Origin of the sequence: Verticiella sediminum, assembly GCF_007558815.1 — a bacterium.
GTDB classification, from domain to species: domain Bacteria; phylum Pseudomonadota; class Gammaproteobacteria; order Burkholderiales; family Burkholderiaceae_B; genus Verticiella; species Verticiella sediminum.
Genome location: NZ_VLTJ01000007.1, coordinates 166,578 through 180,999 on the forward strand (window position 1 = coordinate 166,578; position 14,422 = coordinate 180,999).

General features: G+C 70.1%; 16 protein-coding genes. 3 read left to right on the forward strand and 13 right to left on the reverse strand.

Annotation, left to right across the window (positions count from 1 at the left end):
• Positions 1–49 precede the first annotated feature (49 nt).
• The 3 genes from gmk to FOZ76_RS04120 all read left to right on the forward strand — a co-directional run bounded on the left by gmk (position 50) and on the right by FOZ76_RS04120 (position 3,215).
• Entirely contained in the window at positions 50–700 is a 651-nt protein-coding gene (gmk, locus tag FOZ76_RS04110) for a guanylate kinase (protein WP_143946861.1), read from the forward strand.
• An 87-nt stretch (positions 701–787) separates the two neighbouring features.
• Positions 788–991: a DNA-directed RNA polymerase subunit omega gene (gene rpoZ / locus FOZ76_RS04115; RefSeq protein WP_143946862.1), complete on the forward strand. Its 204-nt coding sequence runs from the start codon at positions 788–790 to the stop codon at positions 989–991.
• A gap of 34 nt (positions 992–1,025) precedes the next feature.
• Positions 1,026–3,215, forward strand: coding sequence for a RelA/SpoT family protein (locus FOZ76_RS04120; RefSeq protein ID WP_143946863.1), 2,190 nt, complete (start codon positions 1,026–1,028; stop codon positions 3,213–3,215).
• A gap of 48 nt (positions 3,216–3,263) precedes the next feature.
• On the opposite strand, the gene greB is transcribed toward FOZ76_RS04120, so the two are convergent.
• From greB to FOZ76_RS04180, 13 genes are all read right to left on the reverse strand, one after another.
• Positions 3,264–3,845, reverse strand: coding sequence for a transcription elongation factor GreB (gene greB / locus FOZ76_RS04125; protein ID WP_143946864.1), 582 nt, complete (start codon positions 3,843–3,845; stop codon positions 3,264–3,266).
• 90 nt (positions 3,846–3,935) lie between these two features.
• Positions 3,936–4,799: a 3',5'-nucleoside bisphosphate phosphatase gene (locus tag FOZ76_RS04130; RefSeq protein ID WP_143946865.1), complete on the reverse strand. Its 864-nt coding sequence runs from the start codon at positions 4,797–4,799 to the stop codon at positions 3,936–3,938.
• Positions 4,800–4,927: 128 nt separating this feature from the next.
• Positions 4,928–5,719 (reverse strand): alpha/beta fold hydrolase, encoded by a 792-nt coding sequence (locus FOZ76_RS04135; protein ID WP_143946866.1) that lies wholly within the window; start codon positions 5,717–5,719, stop codon positions 4,928–4,930.
• A 50-nt stretch (positions 5,720–5,769) separates the two neighbouring features.
• Positions 5,770–6,741, reverse strand: a complete 972-nt coding sequence (locus FOZ76_RS04140) for an LD-carboxypeptidase (RefSeq protein ID WP_143946867.1) — start codon at positions 6,739–6,741, stop codon at positions 5,770–5,772.
• A 102-nt stretch (positions 6,742–6,843) separates the two neighbouring features.
• Positions 6,844–7,191 carry a metal-sensitive transcriptional regulator gene (locus FOZ76_RS04145; protein ID WP_143946868.1) on the reverse strand — a complete coding sequence of 116 codons (348 nt, stop codon included), beginning with the start codon at positions 7,189–7,191 and terminating at the stop codon, positions 6,844–6,846.
• Entirely contained in the window at positions 7,178–7,390 is a 213-nt protein-coding gene (locus tag FOZ76_RS04150; RefSeq protein ID WP_143946869.1) for a heavy-metal-associated domain-containing protein, read from the reverse strand. The genes FOZ76_RS04145 and FOZ76_RS04150 overlap by 14 nt, the downstream gene beginning before the upstream one ends.
• Positions 7,387–9,636 carry a heavy metal translocating P-type ATPase gene (locus tag FOZ76_RS04155; protein ID WP_143946870.1) on the reverse strand — a complete coding sequence of 750 codons (2,250 nt, stop codon included), beginning with the start codon at positions 9,634–9,636 and terminating at the stop codon, positions 7,387–7,389. Before FOZ76_RS04155 ends, FOZ76_RS04150 begins: the two co-directional genes overlap by 4 nt.
• A gap of 131 nt (positions 9,637–9,767) precedes the next feature.
• Positions 9,768–10,742, reverse strand: coding sequence for a metal ABC transporter solute-binding protein, Zn/Mn family (locus tag FOZ76_RS04160; protein WP_143946871.1), 975 nt, complete (start codon positions 10,740–10,742; stop codon positions 9,768–9,770).
• Positions 10,743–10,767: 25 nt separating this feature from the next.
• Positions 10,768–11,688: a metal ABC transporter permease gene (locus FOZ76_RS04165; RefSeq protein WP_143946872.1), complete on the reverse strand. Its 921-nt coding sequence runs from the start codon at positions 11,686–11,688 to the stop codon at positions 10,768–10,770.
• A 107-nt stretch (positions 11,689–11,795) separates the two neighbouring features.
• Entirely contained in the window at positions 11,796–12,560 is a 765-nt protein-coding gene (locus FOZ76_RS04170) for a metal ABC transporter ATP-binding protein (RefSeq protein WP_342781861.1), read from the reverse strand.
• A 77-nt stretch (positions 12,561–12,637) separates the two neighbouring features.
• The gene (locus FOZ76_RS27395) at positions 12,638–12,784 is read right to left on the reverse strand and encodes a hypothetical protein (RefSeq protein WP_170235287.1); all 147 of its coding nucleotides are present in this window, start codon (positions 12,782–12,784) and stop codon (positions 12,638–12,640) included.
• A gap of 164 nt (positions 12,785–12,948) precedes the next feature.
• Complete coding sequence (tadA, locus tag FOZ76_RS04175) at positions 12,949–13,533, reverse strand: tRNA adenosine(34) deaminase TadA (protein ID WP_143946873.1); 585 nt, start codon at positions 13,531–13,533, stop codon at positions 12,949–12,951.
• The gene (locus tag FOZ76_RS04180) at positions 13,523–14,368 is read right to left on the reverse strand and encodes an HAD family hydrolase (RefSeq protein ID WP_143946874.1); all 846 of its coding nucleotides are present in this window, start codon (positions 14,366–14,368) and stop codon (positions 13,523–13,525) included. The genes tadA and FOZ76_RS04180 overlap by 11 nt, the downstream gene beginning before the upstream one ends.
• Between the last annotated feature and the right edge of the window lie 54 nt (positions 14,369–14,422).

Genomic DNA, 14,422 nt, shown 5'->3' on the forward strand with positions numbered 1-14,422 from the left:
TGCATCGAGTCGCACCCGTAGGATAATACCGCCACGCTAGAATACGCGGATGGATACCCTTGCCCACGCGCCGCACGCCGGCAATCTCTTCATCATCGCCGCGCCCAGCGGCGGCGGCAAGTCCAGCCTGGTGGCCGGGCTGCTGCGCAACGATCCCAGCATCCACCTGTCGGTCTCGTGCACCACGCGCGCGCCGCGTCCGGGCGAGCAGGATGGCCGCGAATACCATTTCGTGACGCCCGAGGCCTTCGAGGCCATGCGGGAAAGCGGCGAACTGCTCGAGTGGGCCAAAGTGCACGGCAACCACTACGGCACCCCGCGGCGCTGGATACAGTCCGCGATGAGCGAAGGCCGCGACGCCATCCTGGAAATCGACTGGCAGGGCGCGCGCCAGGTGCGGCAGCACTTCCCGAGCGCCGTGGGGGTCTTCATCGTGCCGCCTTCCATCGAGGTGCTCGAAGAACGCCTGCACCGCCGCGGCCAGGACGATCCGCAGGTCATCGCGCGCCGGCTGGTGGCCGCGGGCGGCGAACTCGCGCATGCGCCAGAGTTCGAATATGTTATTATTAATCAAGAATTTAGCGTAGCACTGCAAGAACTTGAAACCATCATCCGGGCAAGCCGCCTGCGCTACGCCAGCCAGTCCGCGCGGCATGCCGAGCTTTTTGCCCAGCTCGGCATCCTCAACGACGGCCACTGATTCCACCGCCGGCCGCCGCGGCCCGGCGGTTCTTGTCGTTCTCCCGCCGTTTTTCCGATACACCCTTCGTTCGCCGAGGAAATCCACATGGCCCGCATCACTGTCGAAGACTGCCTGAAGCAGATCCCCAACCGCTTCAAGCTCACCCTGGCCGCCACGTACCGCGCACGCGAACTCGCCCAGGGCCACATGGCCCGCGTCGACTCCAAGGACAAGCCCACCGTGACCGCGCTGCGCGAAGTCGCCGTCGGCGCCACCGGCGTTGAAATGCTGCGCAAGGTCCCGACCTGAGGCCTATCGCAACTGTCTGCCCGAGGGTCGCATCATGACGGAGTCCGGCACCGTATCCCCTGCCCCGGTCGCACCCGGTGCGGTGCCGGTCACGCTCGCACCGCTCACCGAGCAGATATCGGCCTATCTCGCACCCGCCGACGTCCAGCGGGTGCGCGAGGCCTACAAATTCTCCGACGCCGCCCACCTGGGCCAGTTCCGCAGCAGCGGCGAGCCCTACATCACGCACCCGATCGCGGTCACCGAGATCTGTGCCGGCTGGAAGCTCGACGCGGACGCACTGATGGCCGCGCTGCTGCACGACGTCATGGAAGACCAGGGCGTCCCCAAGCAGGAGCTCGCCGAACGCTTCGGCGGCGAGGTGGCCGAACTGGTCGACGGGCTCTCCAAGCTCGATCGCCTGGAATTCGCCAGCAAGACCCAGCAGCAGGCCGAGAGCTTTCGCAAGATGCTGCTCGCGATGGCGCGCGACGTGCGCGTCATCCTCATCAAGCTGGCCGACCGCCTGCACAACATGCGCACGCTGGACGCGGTCTCTCCCGAGAAGCGGCGGCGCGTGGCGCGCGAAACCCTGGACATCTACTCGCCGATCGCCCACCGGCTCGGCCTGAACGTGCTGTTCCGCGAGCTGCAGGATCGCTGCTTCGAGGCGATGTACGCCAACCGCTATCGCGTGCTGCAGAAGGCCGTGCTCGCCGCGCGCGGCAACCGTCGCGAGGTGGTGGGACGCATCACCGACGCCGTGCGCGCGGCCCTGCCGGCGGCCGGCATCGAGGCCGAGGTGTACGGCCGCGAGAAAACCCTGTTCGGCATCTACGAGAAGATGGTCGAGCAGAAGAAGTCGTTCTCCGAGGTGCTGGACATCTACGGCTTTCGCGTAGTGGTGCACAGCCAGCCGGAGTGCTATCTCGCGCTCGGCACCCTGCATCAGCTCTACCGCCCGGTGCCCGGCAAGTTCAAGGACTACATCGCGATCCCCAAGATCAACGGCTACCAGTCCTTGCACACCACCCTGGTCGGCCCCTACGGCACCCCGGTGGAGTTCCAGATCCGTACCCGCGACATGCACCACATCGCCGAGAGCGGCGTGGCGTCGCACTGGCTCTACAAGAGCGCCGACGTGTCGCTGAACGACCTGCAAAAGCGCACTCATCAGTGGCTGCAGTCGCTGCTCGACATCCAGCGCCAGACCGGCGATTCGGGCGAGTTCCTCGAGCACGTCAAGGTCGATCTCTTTCCGGATGCGGTCTACGTGTTCACCCCGCGCGGGCAGATCATCTCGCTGCCGCGCGGCGCCACCCCGATCGATTTCGCGTACCACATCCACACCGACATCGGTAACCAGACGGTCGCGGCCAAGGTCAACGGGGATTTCGTTCCCTTGCGCACCGAGCTCAAGAGCGGCGATACGATCGACATCGTCACCTCGTCGGCCTCGCGCCCGAACGCGCAATGGCTGAACTTCGTGCGCACCGGACGCGCCCGCTCCGAGATCCGACACTATCTGCGCACGGTCAAGTACACCGAATCGGTCGCCTTCGGCGAGCGTTTGCTGACCCAGGAACTGACCCTGCTCGGCCTGCATATGCCCCCCGCGGAAGACCCGGTGTGGCACAAGCTCGCGCGCGCCACCGGCGCCGATTCACGCGAGGAGATCCTCGCCGACATCGGCCTGGGCAAACGCCTGGCCGCCGTGGTGGCGCGCCGCTTCGCGCCCGGCGCCGACGTGGTGGCGACCACCGCCGCCGCGGTCGATGAATTCGTGGCGGCGCGCAGCGCGCCCATCCTGATCCAGGGCAACGAAGGCCAGTCGGTGCAGCTCTCGTCCTGCTGCTCGCCGATCCCCGGCGACAGCCTGATGGCCTTCATCCGCCTGGGCCAGGGCCTGGTCGTGCACACCGCCGACTGTCCGGTGGCCAAGCGCTTGCGCGCCCGCGAGCCCGAACGCTGGGTCAACGTGGCCTGGGACGAACACACCAAGAGCCACTTCACCACGCGCATCGACGTGGTCGCGCGCAACGAGCGCGGCGTGCTGGGCCGGATCGCGGCCGAACTCACCGCGGCCGATTCCAACATCACCCATGTCACCACGCAGGACGACGCCGTCTCCAGCGTGATCCTGCACCTCACCGTCCAGGTCGAGGGCCGCGAGCACCTGGCCCGCGTCTTTCGCTACCTGCGCCGCGTGCCGCAGGTGCAGCGCATCGTGCGGCTGAAGGGCTGAACGTGCCCGCGCCCGCGCCGCTGCAAGGCGGCGCGGGCAGGCCTCCCGCTAGGGCGCCGGCTCGTCGCCCGGCTCGGCGTCCGTATATGCCACTTCGACGATGTCCAGTTCCTGTACGCCGCCCGGCGTGCGCAGGGTCACGGTGTCGCCCACCCGGGCCTTGGTCATGGCGCGCGCGACGGGCGATATCCAGCTTATCTTGCCCTTGAGCGGCTCGGCCTCGTCCACGCCGACGATCTTCACGCAATGCGCCTCGCCGTCGGCGTCGAGATAGGTGACGGTGGCGCCGAAGAACACCTGGTCGGTGTTCTGCTGCTCGCGCGGATCGACGACCTCGGCGAGGTCCAGACGCTTGGTCAGAAAGCGCATGCGGCGGTCGATCTCGCGCAGCCGGCGCTTGCCGTACAGGTAGTCGCCGTTCTCCGAGCGGTCGCCGTTCGAGGCCGCCCAGGACACGATCTGCACCACGCTGGGCCGCTCGACCGTCATGAGGTGGGCCAGCTCGTCGCGCAGGCGCTGATAGCCGCGCGGGGTCAGATAGTTGCGCGTGCCCTTGGGCAGCGCCAGTTCGGCGGGGACGGCATCCTCGTCGTCGGCGTCGTCCTGTTCCTTGGTGAAAGCCTTGTTCATGTCAGTCTCCGTACGGCTGCCCGAGGGGGCAAGGAAACTTAGGGCGGCTCGGCGTTTCCTTGGACGCGCGCAAGCGCGTAGGGGGGACTCTCACCCCAGCCCCCAATCGTGCCAGACGGGCGTCAGCCCCGCGGGCAGCGGTGGCAGCTCGCCCAAGTCCACCCGCCCGTAGCCCGGCGCGTGGAAGTCCGACCCGCGCGAGGCCAGGAAGCCGTAGCGCCGCGCAATGTCGGCATATTCGCCGTACTGGTCGGGCGAGTGGCTGCCGGTCACGACCTCGATCGCCGCGCCGCCGCGCTCCTTGAACTCGGCAAAGAGCGCGCCGAAGGCGGTCGGGCTGTAGTCGTAGCGCCCCGGATGCGCCAGAACCGCCTGCCCGCCCGCGCCGGCGATCCAGGCGAGCGCGTCGGACAGGCGCGCCCACTGCATGTCGACGTAGGCCGGCTTGCCGGTGCCGAGGTAGCGGTCGAAGGCTGCGTTCATGTCGCGGCAATGGCCGACGTCCAGCAGATAGCGGGCGAAATGCGTCCGGCTGACCAGGGCCGGGTTGCCGGCCCGGGCCATGGCGCCCTCGAACGCACCCTCGATGCCCAGCGCGGCCAGCCGCGCGCCCATTTCCCGCGCTCGATCGAGCCGGCCGTCGCGCGTCAGCGCGAGGCCCTGGACCAACGCGGCGTCGTCCGGATCGACGCGCAGGCCGACCACGTGGATCGTCTTGCCGGCCCAGGTGACCGAAATTTCCACGCCCGGAACGAAGGCCAGGCCCAGCGCCCGCGCCGCCTGCGCGGCCTCGGCCGCGCCCGCCACTTCGTCGTGGTCGGTGAGCGCCAGCACGTCCACGCCGTGTTCGAGCGCGCGGGCCACCACCGCCCGCGGCGGCAGCTCGCCGTCGGACACCGTGGAATGACAATGCAGATCGTAGTTCTTCAAGACCTTCTCCAGCCGCCGGCCCATGCGCCGGGGCCTGTGAGTGCGGACGAGGCTTGCGCTTTGGCCCGTGGTCAACGCTCACCGAGGCAATGCGTGCCGGTGCGCCCTGGGCGTCCGGCGTTCGAACCTAAGATACCACGCGTGCGTGAGCCTCACCGGGCGGCGAGGAAGGGCCGGACAGCGGCGATGAAGCGCTCGGGCGCTTCCATGGGCAGCAGGTGCCCGCTCTCCAGCTCGACGTAGCTGGCACCCGGGATGGCCTGCGCGAGTTCGCGCGCGTGCGCGGGCGGCGCCATGTGGTCGTGCGTGCAGCCGATGACCAGCGTCGGCTGGGTGATGCGCGCGAGCGCCTCGCTCACGTCCAGCTCGGCGTCGAGCCTGGTCTGGCGCAGCATGCCTTCCCATGGATTGCCCTGCACGCCGATCTGCACCAGCTCCTCGACCATCGCCGGTGTCAGGCCGGCGAGAAAGGCCGGGCTGAAGCCGGTCAGCATGGCGAGTTCGCAGAAGCTGCGCCGGTCCTCGACCATCAGGCGGGTCCAGAGCGAGAACTGCAATTGCATGCGCGGCCCCCGCGCATGCGCGAAACCCGCGGTGAGCACGAGGCGACGTACGCGCTGCGGCCAATGCGCCGCCAGGTGCACGGCCACGGCCGAGCCGAGCGAGAAGCCCACCAGGTCGAAGCAGTCCAGACCGGCCGCGTCCGCGGCGCCGAGCACCTGCTCGGCCAGCAAGGGCACCGTGAGGGCCGCGCCATCGTCCTCGGTCTGGCCCGAGCCGGCGTAGTCGGGCCGCACCACCGTCCAGGCATCGGCAAAGGCGGGCGCGACCTGCGCCCAGTTGGTGAACGAATCCCCGCCCGTGCCGTGCACCAGCACCAGGCCGGGGCCCTGGCCCTCGACGCGATAGAACACACGGGCGGACCCCACTTCGACGATCGGCATAGGACGGACCTCGCAAGCAATGGATGAATTCGAACCCCGCCGCGGCGGAATCAGTGGCTGTGTTCCTGCAGGACCAGATAGGCCATGCCGCCTTCGGTGGCCACGCCCACCTTGGCGCCCACCGGCAGCGTGACCTTGGTCGGTACATGCCCGAACGGCAGGCCGGTGATCACCGGCACGCCGCTTTCCCGGCGGATCCAGGCGATCACGTCCGCCAGATCGTAGCCGCCGTCGAGGTCGGTGGTGCGGTAGCCGGTGAAACGGCCCAGCACGATCGCTTTCTGGCGCGCCAGCACGCCGGCCTGCAGCAACTGGATCAACATGCGTTCGATGCGGTACGGCGCTTCGTTGATATCCTCCAGAAAGAGGATGCCGCCGCGCACCTTGGGCAGATACGGCGTACCGAGCAGCGCGGTGACCAGCGCCAGGTTGCCGCCCCACAGCACGCCGCGCGCATCGACCGGATCGCTGTCCGGCGACTCGAAACTCACGACTTCCAGTTCGCCGCGCATCACCTCGCAGAACATCTCCGCCGTGAGTTCGTCGAGCTTCTTGCCGCCGAAGTCGTAGCGCGCCATCGGGCCGGCATAGCTGACGGTGCCGGTCTGGGCATACAGCGCCAACTGGAAGGCAGTGAGATCGCTGTGGCCGACGAAGCGCTTGCCGCTGTCGGCCATGCGATGCCAATCGATCCGGTGCAGCAGGCGCGTCATGCCGTAGCCGCCGCGCACCGCCATCACGATGTCGTGGCGCTGGGCGGCCGCGCGTTCGAACGCCGCCAGGCGCTGCTCGTCGGTGCCGGCAAAGCGCTGCTGGCGCGCGAGCGCCGCGCGGTCCAGCACCGTGCTGTAGCCGTAGGCTTTCAGGCGTTCACGGGCGAGCGCGACGCTGTCCGGTTCCAGCACCGCGCCCGCGGGCGAGATGAGATAAATCCCCTCGCGCTTGCGGCGCCCCTTGGCGGGCGGATGATCGTGCGCATGGGCATGATCGTGGGGATGGTCGTGATCGACGGAGTAAGGCACGGCGTTCGCAGGGTTCTGGACAATGCGAAAGTGTAGCCGCTGCAACGCGGCCGGAGGATGCCGCGCGCTGCAACCTGCGCAGGCAGCGCATTGTCGAGCGCCCTAGTCGAAGGCCTTGCCGTCCAGGCGGCGCAACACCTTCATCAATTCGTCCATGGCCGCCTCGCCGTCGCCATCGTGCGCGGCCCGTGTGACGCAGCCGCGGGCATGGTTCTCGAGGAGCTGCATGGCCACGCCGTTCAGCGCCGACTTGGCCGCGGCGAGCTGCGTCAGCACGTCGATGCAATAACGGTCTTCCTCGATCATCCGCGTCACGCCGCGCACCTGGCCCTCGATGCGCGACAGGCGCGCCAGCAGCCTGGCCTTGTCGGGCTGCACGACACGGCGCGCCGCGTCCTCGGGCGCGGCGCAGCAGGCCGGCGCCGGCGCGGCGTCCTCAGGCGACGTCATAGCCGGCATCCTGGACCGCCTGGACCATCGCCGAGCGATCGGTGCGCGCCGGGTCGTAGCGCACCTCGGTGCGCCCGCTCGCCGGCTCCACCGCGACCGAGGCCACGCCGGGCAGCCCGCCCAGCACACGCTGCAAGGTGGCGACGCAGCCGCCGCAGGTGACGCCCTGAACGGGCAAGGTGATGCTCTGTGTCGTCATGATCGAACTCCCTGAGTCTGTGCCGGCACCGTGCCCGCGTCCTGCACGTCGTCCGCCGGCGGGCGCCAGCGCCGCAGCAACAGCGAGTTGCCCAGCACCGAGACCGAACTCATGGCCATCGCCGCGCCGGCGATCACCGGATTGAGCAGGCCGAAAGCCGCGAGCGGGATGCCCAGCACGTTGTAGAAAAAGGCGAAGAAAAGATTCTGGCGTATCTTGCGCAGGGTGGCGCGCGACATCGCAATGGCGTCGGCCACCGAACGCAGGTCGTTGCGCATCAGCGTGATGTCGCCGGCCTCCAGCGCCACGTCGCTGCCCGCGCCCATGGCGAAGCCCACGTCGGCCGTGGCCAGGGCCGGTGCATCGTTGACCCCGTCCCCGGCCATGCCCACCACGCGGCCCTCGGCGCGCTGGCGCGCCACGTAGTCCGCCTTGCCGGCGGGCAGCACCTGCGCCTGGACTTGATCGATGCCCACCGAGGCGGCCACGGCCGCCGCCGTGCCCGGGTTGTCTCCGGTCAGCATGACCACCTCCACGCCCAGCGCACGCAGGCGCTGCACCGCCTCGCGGGACGATGGACGCACCGCATCGGCCAGCGCGATGGAGCCCAGCAGCGCCCCGGCGTGCACCACCGCGACCAGCGTGTGGCCCGCGCCGCGTCCGGCGACCAGGGCATCGGCGGCGCCTGCCTGCGGCGTGTCCTGCAAGGCCCAGCCCGGCGCACCGATGCGCGCCGGCGCGCCGGCCAGCGTGCCCTCGACGCCGATGCCCTCGACCACCGCGAAGGCCTCCAGCCGCGGCACCACCACGCCGGCAGCCTGGGTGGCATCGAGAATGGCCGCGGCCAGCGGATGCTCCGAGCCCTCCTCCAGCGCGGCGGCGACCGCCAGCACCTGGGCCGGCGTCCGGCCGGGTTCCGCATGCACGTCCACCACGCGCGGACGGCCCTCGGTCAGCGTACCGGTCTTGTCCACGACCAGCACATCCAGCCGGCCCGCGGTCTCCAGCGCCGCCGCGCTGCGGAACACGATGCCGTGCACGGCGCCGCGCCCGACCCCGACCATGACGGCGGTGGGGGTGGCCAGGCCCAGGGCGCACGGGCAGGCGATGACCAGCACCGCCACCGCGTGCACCAGCGCAAGCACGCCGGCGCCGGTCCACCACCAGGTCAGCGCGAACGTCAGCGCCGCCACCGCCAGTACGCTGGGCACGAACACCGCGGAAATGCGATCGGCCAGCCGCTGGATGGGCGCGCGCGAGCCCTGGGCCTGGGCGACCAGGCGCACGATCTGCGCCAAGTGCGTGCGGGCGCCCACACTGGCGGCGCGCACCGTCAGGCTGCCGCCCTGATTGCGCGTGGCGGCATGCACGCGGGCGCCGGGCCCCTTGTCCACCGGCAGGCTCTCGCCGGTCAGCAGGCTTTCGTCCACCGCCGCCCGGCCCTCGATCACCTCGCCGTCCACCGCGATCACTTCGCCATGCCTGACCTGGACGATGTCGCCCACGGCAAGCTCGCTCACCGGAATCTCGACGTAACCATCGCCGCGGCGCACCCGCGCCGTGCGCGGCGACAGCCCGAGCAGATGGGCGATCGCATCCGACGCCCTGCCCTTGGCGCGCTGCTCCATCCACTTGCCGAGCAGCACCAGGGTGATGATGGCCGCGCTGGCCTCGAAGTACACGTGCGCGCCCGCCAGGCCGAAAGCGGTCACCACCGCGCTGTAGCCATAGGCCATGCTGGTGCCCAGCACGACGAGCACGTCCATGTTCGCCGAACCGCCGCGCACACTGCGCCAGGCGCTGCGATAGAAGCCCGCACCGGCCACGAACTGCACTGGCGTGGCCAGCAGCCACTGCAGCCAGCGCGGCACCACGCCGTGATGGCCGCCCGTCAGCATGGCGGCCATTTCGATCATCAGCGGCAAGGTGAAGACCGCGGCCAGAACGAAACGGCGGAATATCGCCTGCGCCTGCGCGGCGTGGTCCGTGGGCACCTGCGCGAGCGCCTCGACGAGTTCGGCCTCATAGCCCGCCTTGCGCACGGCCGCCAGCAGCGGCGCGGCATCGGCGCCCGTCGGCCACTCGACCGTGGCCGTCTCGGTGGCGAAGTTCACCATGGCGTGCGCCTCGGGCACACGGTTGAGCACGGTTTCGATACGGCTGGCGCACGCGGCGCACGTCATCCCGTGCAGCGCGAGCGTGAGCGGGCGGCGTGGATCCGAAGGACTGGGGGCACTGCTGGACATGAGACCTCGATACCCGTCTGGGGTATGGGTCCAATATACCCCCTAGGGGTATTCTTTTCAAGCCCTGGCCGGCGCGGCGGCAGGTCGCCGGCGGCGCATCGGAGCCCGCCAACCGGCTTACGCCGAGGCGCTCACTGCCCGCCGGCCTGCATCGCAGTGACCAGGTGCTCCGTGTTGCGCCGCATCATGGTGATGTAGTCGGGGGCCTCGCCGGCGGGCGCGGACAAGGCGTCGCTGTACAGGCGCCCGCCGATGGCCACGCTGGTCTCGGCCGCGATCTGGCGCAGTACGGTGTCCGACGCCATGTTCTCGACGAACAGGGCCGATACGCCCTCGGCCCGCACCTGCCGGACCAGGTTCGCCACCTGGCGCGCGCTGGGCTCGCTCGCGGTATTGATGCCCTGCGCCGGCACGAACTTCACGTGATAGCGGTCGGCGTAATAGCCCATGGCATCGTGCGTGGTGATGACCACGCGGCGCGCTTGCGGCACCGATTCGATGCGCTGCGCGATCCAGGCGTCGAGCGCCCTCAGTTCGGTCTCGTAGGCGCGCGCGTTGGCCTGGAACTCGGCGGCCAGGGCCGGCTCCAGCACCGACAGCGCCCCGGCGATGTTGTGCGCGTAGCGCGCCACGTTCAGCGGGTTCTGCCAGGCATGCGGATCGGGCGTGCCGGTGGCGCTGCCGGCGGCAGGCGCATGATCGTGGTCGTGGTCGTCATGTCCGTGATCGTCGCCCGCGTCGCCATGCGCATGGGCGCCGGGCGCCAGGCCGCGCGCCGGCACGCCTTCGGTGGCGAGCGCGACCGGGCCGCGATAGCCCGCCGCCTGGATCAGGCGCGCGATCCAGCCCTCGAAGCCCAGGCCGTTGATGACCACCAGTTGCGCCTTGCCCACCGCGGCCACATCCGAGGGCCGAGGCTGGAACACGTGGGCATCCTGGTCGGGACCGACCAGCGACTGCACCCTGACGTGCTGCGCCCCGACGCGTTCGACGACATCGCCCAGGATGCTGAAGCTCGCCACCACGGACACGGGTTCGGCGCGGGCGGACGCGCTGGCCAGGCAAAGGACGGCGGCGGCCAGCCAGCCGAGTCGGAATCGGATCATGGGCAATCTCGCGCGCGTGAGCGCTTCAGTGAAGATGGGAGTGGTGTTCGTGGTCGTGGTGCAGGTGGCCCTGCGCGACCGCCTCGGCGTGCAGGTGCGCCTTGCGCCGGCCGCGCCAGCCCTGCGGCGCGAGCAGCAGCGACAAGGCATACAGCGCGCCCGAGCACATGACGATGACCGGCCCGGAGGGCTGATCGAAGTGATACGACAACAGCAGGCCGGCATAGCCCGCCAGCAGCGCCTGCAGCGCGGCGTTCAGGAGCTGGGCCGGCAGCATGGCGTGCCAGAGCCGGGCCGACACGGCGGGCAGCATCATCAGGCCGACCGCCATCAATGTACCCATAACCTGGAACGCGGCGACCAGATTGGCCACCACCAGCATCAGGAACAGGAACTGGAACAGCCCGCCTCCGCCCGTGATGCTGCGCAGGTAGGCCGGGTCGAAGCTCTCGAGCAGGAACGCCCGGTAGAACAGCGCCAGGCCGACCAGCGTGACGCTGCTCACCCCGGTCACGAGCACCAGGCCGACGCGGTCCACGCCGAGGATGTTGCCGAACAGGATGTGCAGCAGATCGATCTGCGTACCGTGCGAGGAGATGAGCAGCACGCCCGCCGCCAGCGCGACCAGATAGCCCGCGGCGAAGCTGGCGTCTTCCTTGAGGTCGGTGTAGCGGCTCACCCATACCGCGGCCAGCACCACGAGCACCCCGGCGAGAAAACCGCCGATGCTCAGCGCCGGCAGCGACAGGCCGAACACGATGAAGGCCACGGCCACGCCGGGCAGCACCGCGTGCGCGAGCGCGTCGCCCGCCAGGCTCATGCGGCGCAGCGTGAGCAGCACGCCCAGCGGCGCGCTGCCCAGCGCCAGCGCGAACACCGCGGCCAGCGCGCGGCGCATGAAGACGAAATCCTGGAACGGTGCGATGGCCAGATCGTACAGACTCATGCGGGCAAGATCTCTGGCGCGCACCGCGCGAAACCGGCGCCGCCCGATCCAGGGCACCGCGGAGCCGGCAGCGAACGCAGCGTCAGCGCGCAGGGGGTGGGTTTCATTCAAGCCGCCCTTGCGTCCCAGGCCCTGGTCTGGTTGCCCGCGCGGCGCAGGTTCTCGGCGCACAGCACCGCGTCGGTATCGCCCCAGGCCACGGGAGCCTGGGCCAGCAGCAGGGTACTGGGGAAATGCGCGCGCACTTGGGCGTGATCGTGCAGCACGGCGGCCACGGTGCGGCCTTCGCCATGCCAGCGCGCGACGATCTCAAGCAGCTCGTCGGTGGTGCGCGCGTCGACCGCGTTGAAGGGTTCGTCGAGCAGGATGATGCCGGCGTCCTGCAACTGCACGCGCACGAAGAGCATGCGTTGGAACTGCCCGGCGGACAAGGCGCCGACCGGGCGCTCGGCCACGTCGGCCAGGCCGACGCCGGCCAGCGCCTCCAGCGCCCGCTCGCGCTGCTCGCGGCCGACCCGGCGCCACAGGCTGACGCGCGGCCAGAAGCCGAGCAGCACGCAATCCAGGACCGACAACGGAAAACTGCGCTCGATGCCGGACTGCTGGGCGAGATAGGCAATGCGCTGACGCTCCACCGCCAGCTCGATGTCGCCGCAGGCGAGCGGCACCAGCCCCATCACCGCCTTGAGCAAGGTGCTCTTGCCCGCGCCGTTCGCGCCGACGATGGCCGTGAGCGAACCGGCCTCGAAGCCGCCCGTCACGCTGTGCAGTACGCGGCGCCCGCGCAGGACGACCTCGACGCCGTCCAGGCGGATCACCGGCATCGAGGCCGCGCCCGCGTCGCCACCCGACCCTCTCGCGGTGGCGCTCACTGGGGTACCCTCCTGTCGCTGCGCGACATCCTCCCCGAGGGAGGGAGCGCCCCCTTCGGGCGGCCGGGCGGGGGCGCTCATACCGCGCCTCCCCATGCCCACGCCACGGCCAGCCACAGGGCGGCCACCAGGGGCGCGACCAGGACGAGACGGCCCGGCGCGGACAGCGCGAACACGCTGAGACGGCGCGGGATGGCGGCGGGAGCTTGCGTAGCCTTGGGCATGATGTGGACGGGGTGACGGCGCCGCGTTGGCGCGCGAGGTGCGGGCGGGGGGCTCGCACTGCGCGGGCGGACACTTTTGCAATGTTGTTGCAATGATAGCAAAATCAAGGCGTTATCGCAACATTATTGCATTCGGTGCAAGGCCTCGGCAGCCCTTGAACGATTCACCCGCCGCTGCCTGCGCCCTCGTCGGGCAGGCCCGCCGGCGTCCCGGGCCCGACAAGCGCCGCGGCGGCCGCGCGCCGGGCGGCACGCCGGCGCGCGCGGAAGAATTCGCGCAGGCACTGGCCGCAGGCAGCGGCCAGCAGGCCGCCTTCGACCCGTGTCTGGTGGTTCAGGCTGGGCTCGGCCGGAACGTCGATCACGCCGCCGCAGGCACCCGTCTTGGGGTCCGCGGCGCCGTACACCACGCGCGCCAGCCGCGCGTGCAGCATGGCGCCCATGCACATGACGCAGGGCTCCAGCGTGACATACAGCGTGGCCCCCGGCAGCCGGTAGTTGCCGGCCGCCGCGCAGGCCGCGCGCAGCGCCACGATCTCGGCGTGCTGGGTGGGGTCGCTGCTCGCAATGGGCCGGTTGCTGCCCTCGCCCAGCACACGGCCGTCGGCCGCCACGAGTACCGCTCCGACCGGCACCTCGCCCTGCTCGCCCGCCAGGGCCGCCAGGGCGAGCGCACGCTGCATCCAGCCCTCGTCCGCGGCGCTGAAGCGCACGCTGGTCGCGGCGACGCCGCCATCCTCAACCGCCATAGCTGTGCCCCGCGAGCGCGATGCGCTGGGCGATGCCGGCTATCGCCATCTCCAGCAACTGGTAGAGCTCGGCCTCTTCGCCGTAGCGCGCGTAGTTCAGGTTCGAAACGCGGCCGTCCTCCACGAAGCCCCAGGCCCGGCTGCGCTTGTCGCGATGCAGCGGGTCCCAGACCCCGAAGGCCGTGCCGCGGGACTTGCGGATCAGCGAGAAGCACGGAATGTCGGTATAGCCGTCGCCCACGAAGATCATGCGGTCGAAGGGCACGCGCAGGCGCTCCTCCGGCACTTTGCGGTTGACCTCGAAGGGCTTGCCGCGAAAGCGCGGCCCGACGATGCCCTTCTGCACGTGAAAGAGGTAGCGGGTCTTGTCGGTGAAGCTCACGATGCGGCGCGGAAAATCGATCGCGCCCTCGGGGTCGTAGGAGAATTCCGAGGCCCAGATATCGGTGAACTCGCCGGCGATGGGCGTTGCACGCACCACGTCGCCGATGCCGCTGGAGATGAGGTAGAACTCGAGCTGGACGGCCGGGTCGAACTGCTGGACGTACGCCCGCAGCCGCGCGAAAAGCGTATCCACGCCCTCGTGCAGCGGCACCTGCGCGCCCCACTGCGCCAGCCGATCGCGCGTGATCGGGCCGCAGGTGCCCGCGCGCGACAAGGCGATCAAGGCGTAGAGGTAGGCCGGCACCGGGTCCCAGTCGGCGGCCACCAGCGGGTCGACGGTGTCGCGCCAGAACGCCTTGGCGTCCACCGCCATGTGTTCGAGCAGCCCGCTCGTGCTGTCCGGCGCGAGCGTGTCGTCGAAGTCGAATACGAGCGCGATGACGGCTGACATGCTCACCCCGGCCGCGTGGCCCCAAAAGCGGGAATTGTAGCCAGACGCGGCGGC

What these genes read in the sequence shown, in the direction of transcription:
- gmk (WP_143946861.1), top strand. Translation starts at nt 50, where the DNA reads ATGGATACCCTTGCCCACGCGCCGCACGCCGGCAATCTCTTCATCATC.
- greB (WP_143946864.1), bottom strand. Translation starts at nt 3,845, where the DNA reads ATGAACAAGGCTTTCACCAAGGAACAGGACGACGCCGACGACGAGGAT.
- FOZ76_RS04145 (WP_143946868.1), bottom strand. Translation starts at nt 7,191, where the DNA reads ATGACGTCGCCTGAGGACGCCGCGCCGGCGCCGGCCTGCTGCGCCGCG.
- FOZ76_RS04155 (WP_143946870.1), bottom strand. Translation starts at nt 9,636, where the DNA reads ATGTCCAGCAGTGCCCCCAGTCCTTCGGATCCACGCCGCCCGCTCACG.
- FOZ76_RS04160 (WP_143946871.1), bottom strand. Translation starts at nt 10,742, where the DNA reads ATGATCCGATTCCGACTCGGCTGGCTGGCCGCCGCCGTCCTTTGCCTG.
- FOZ76_RS04120 (WP_143946863.1), top strand. Translation starts at nt 1,026, where the DNA reads ATGACGGAGTCCGGCACCGTATCCCCTGCCCCGGTCGCACCCGGTGCG.
- tadA (WP_143946873.1), bottom strand. Translation starts at nt 13,533, where the DNA reads ATGGCGGTTGAGGATGGCGGCGTCGCCGCGACCAGCGTGCGCTTCAGC.
- FOZ76_RS04130 (WP_143946865.1), bottom strand. Translation starts at nt 4,799, where the DNA reads ATGGGCCGGCGGCTGGAGAAGGTCTTGAAGAACTACGATCTGCATTGT.
- FOZ76_RS27395 (WP_170235287.1), bottom strand. Translation starts at nt 12,784, where the DNA reads ATGCCCAAGGCTACGCAAGCTCCCGCCGCCATCCCGCGCCGTCTCAGC.
- rpoZ (WP_143946862.1), top strand. Translation starts at nt 788, where the DNA reads ATGGCCCGCATCACTGTCGAAGACTGCCTGAAGCAGATCCCCAACCGC.
- FOZ76_RS04180 (WP_143946874.1), bottom strand. Translation starts at nt 14,368, where the DNA reads ATGTCAGCCGTCATCGCGCTCGTATTCGACTTCGACGACACGCTCGCG.
- FOZ76_RS04150 (WP_143946869.1), bottom strand. Translation starts at nt 7,390, where the DNA reads ATGACGACACAGAGCATCACCTTGCCCGTTCAGGGCGTCACCTGCGGC.
- FOZ76_RS04165 (WP_143946872.1), bottom strand. Translation starts at nt 11,688, where the DNA reads ATGAGTCTGTACGATCTGGCCATCGCACCGTTCCAGGATTTCGTCTTC.
- FOZ76_RS04135 (WP_143946866.1), bottom strand. Translation starts at nt 5,719, where the DNA reads ATGCCGATCGTCGAAGTGGGGTCCGCCCGTGTGTTCTATCGCGTCGAG.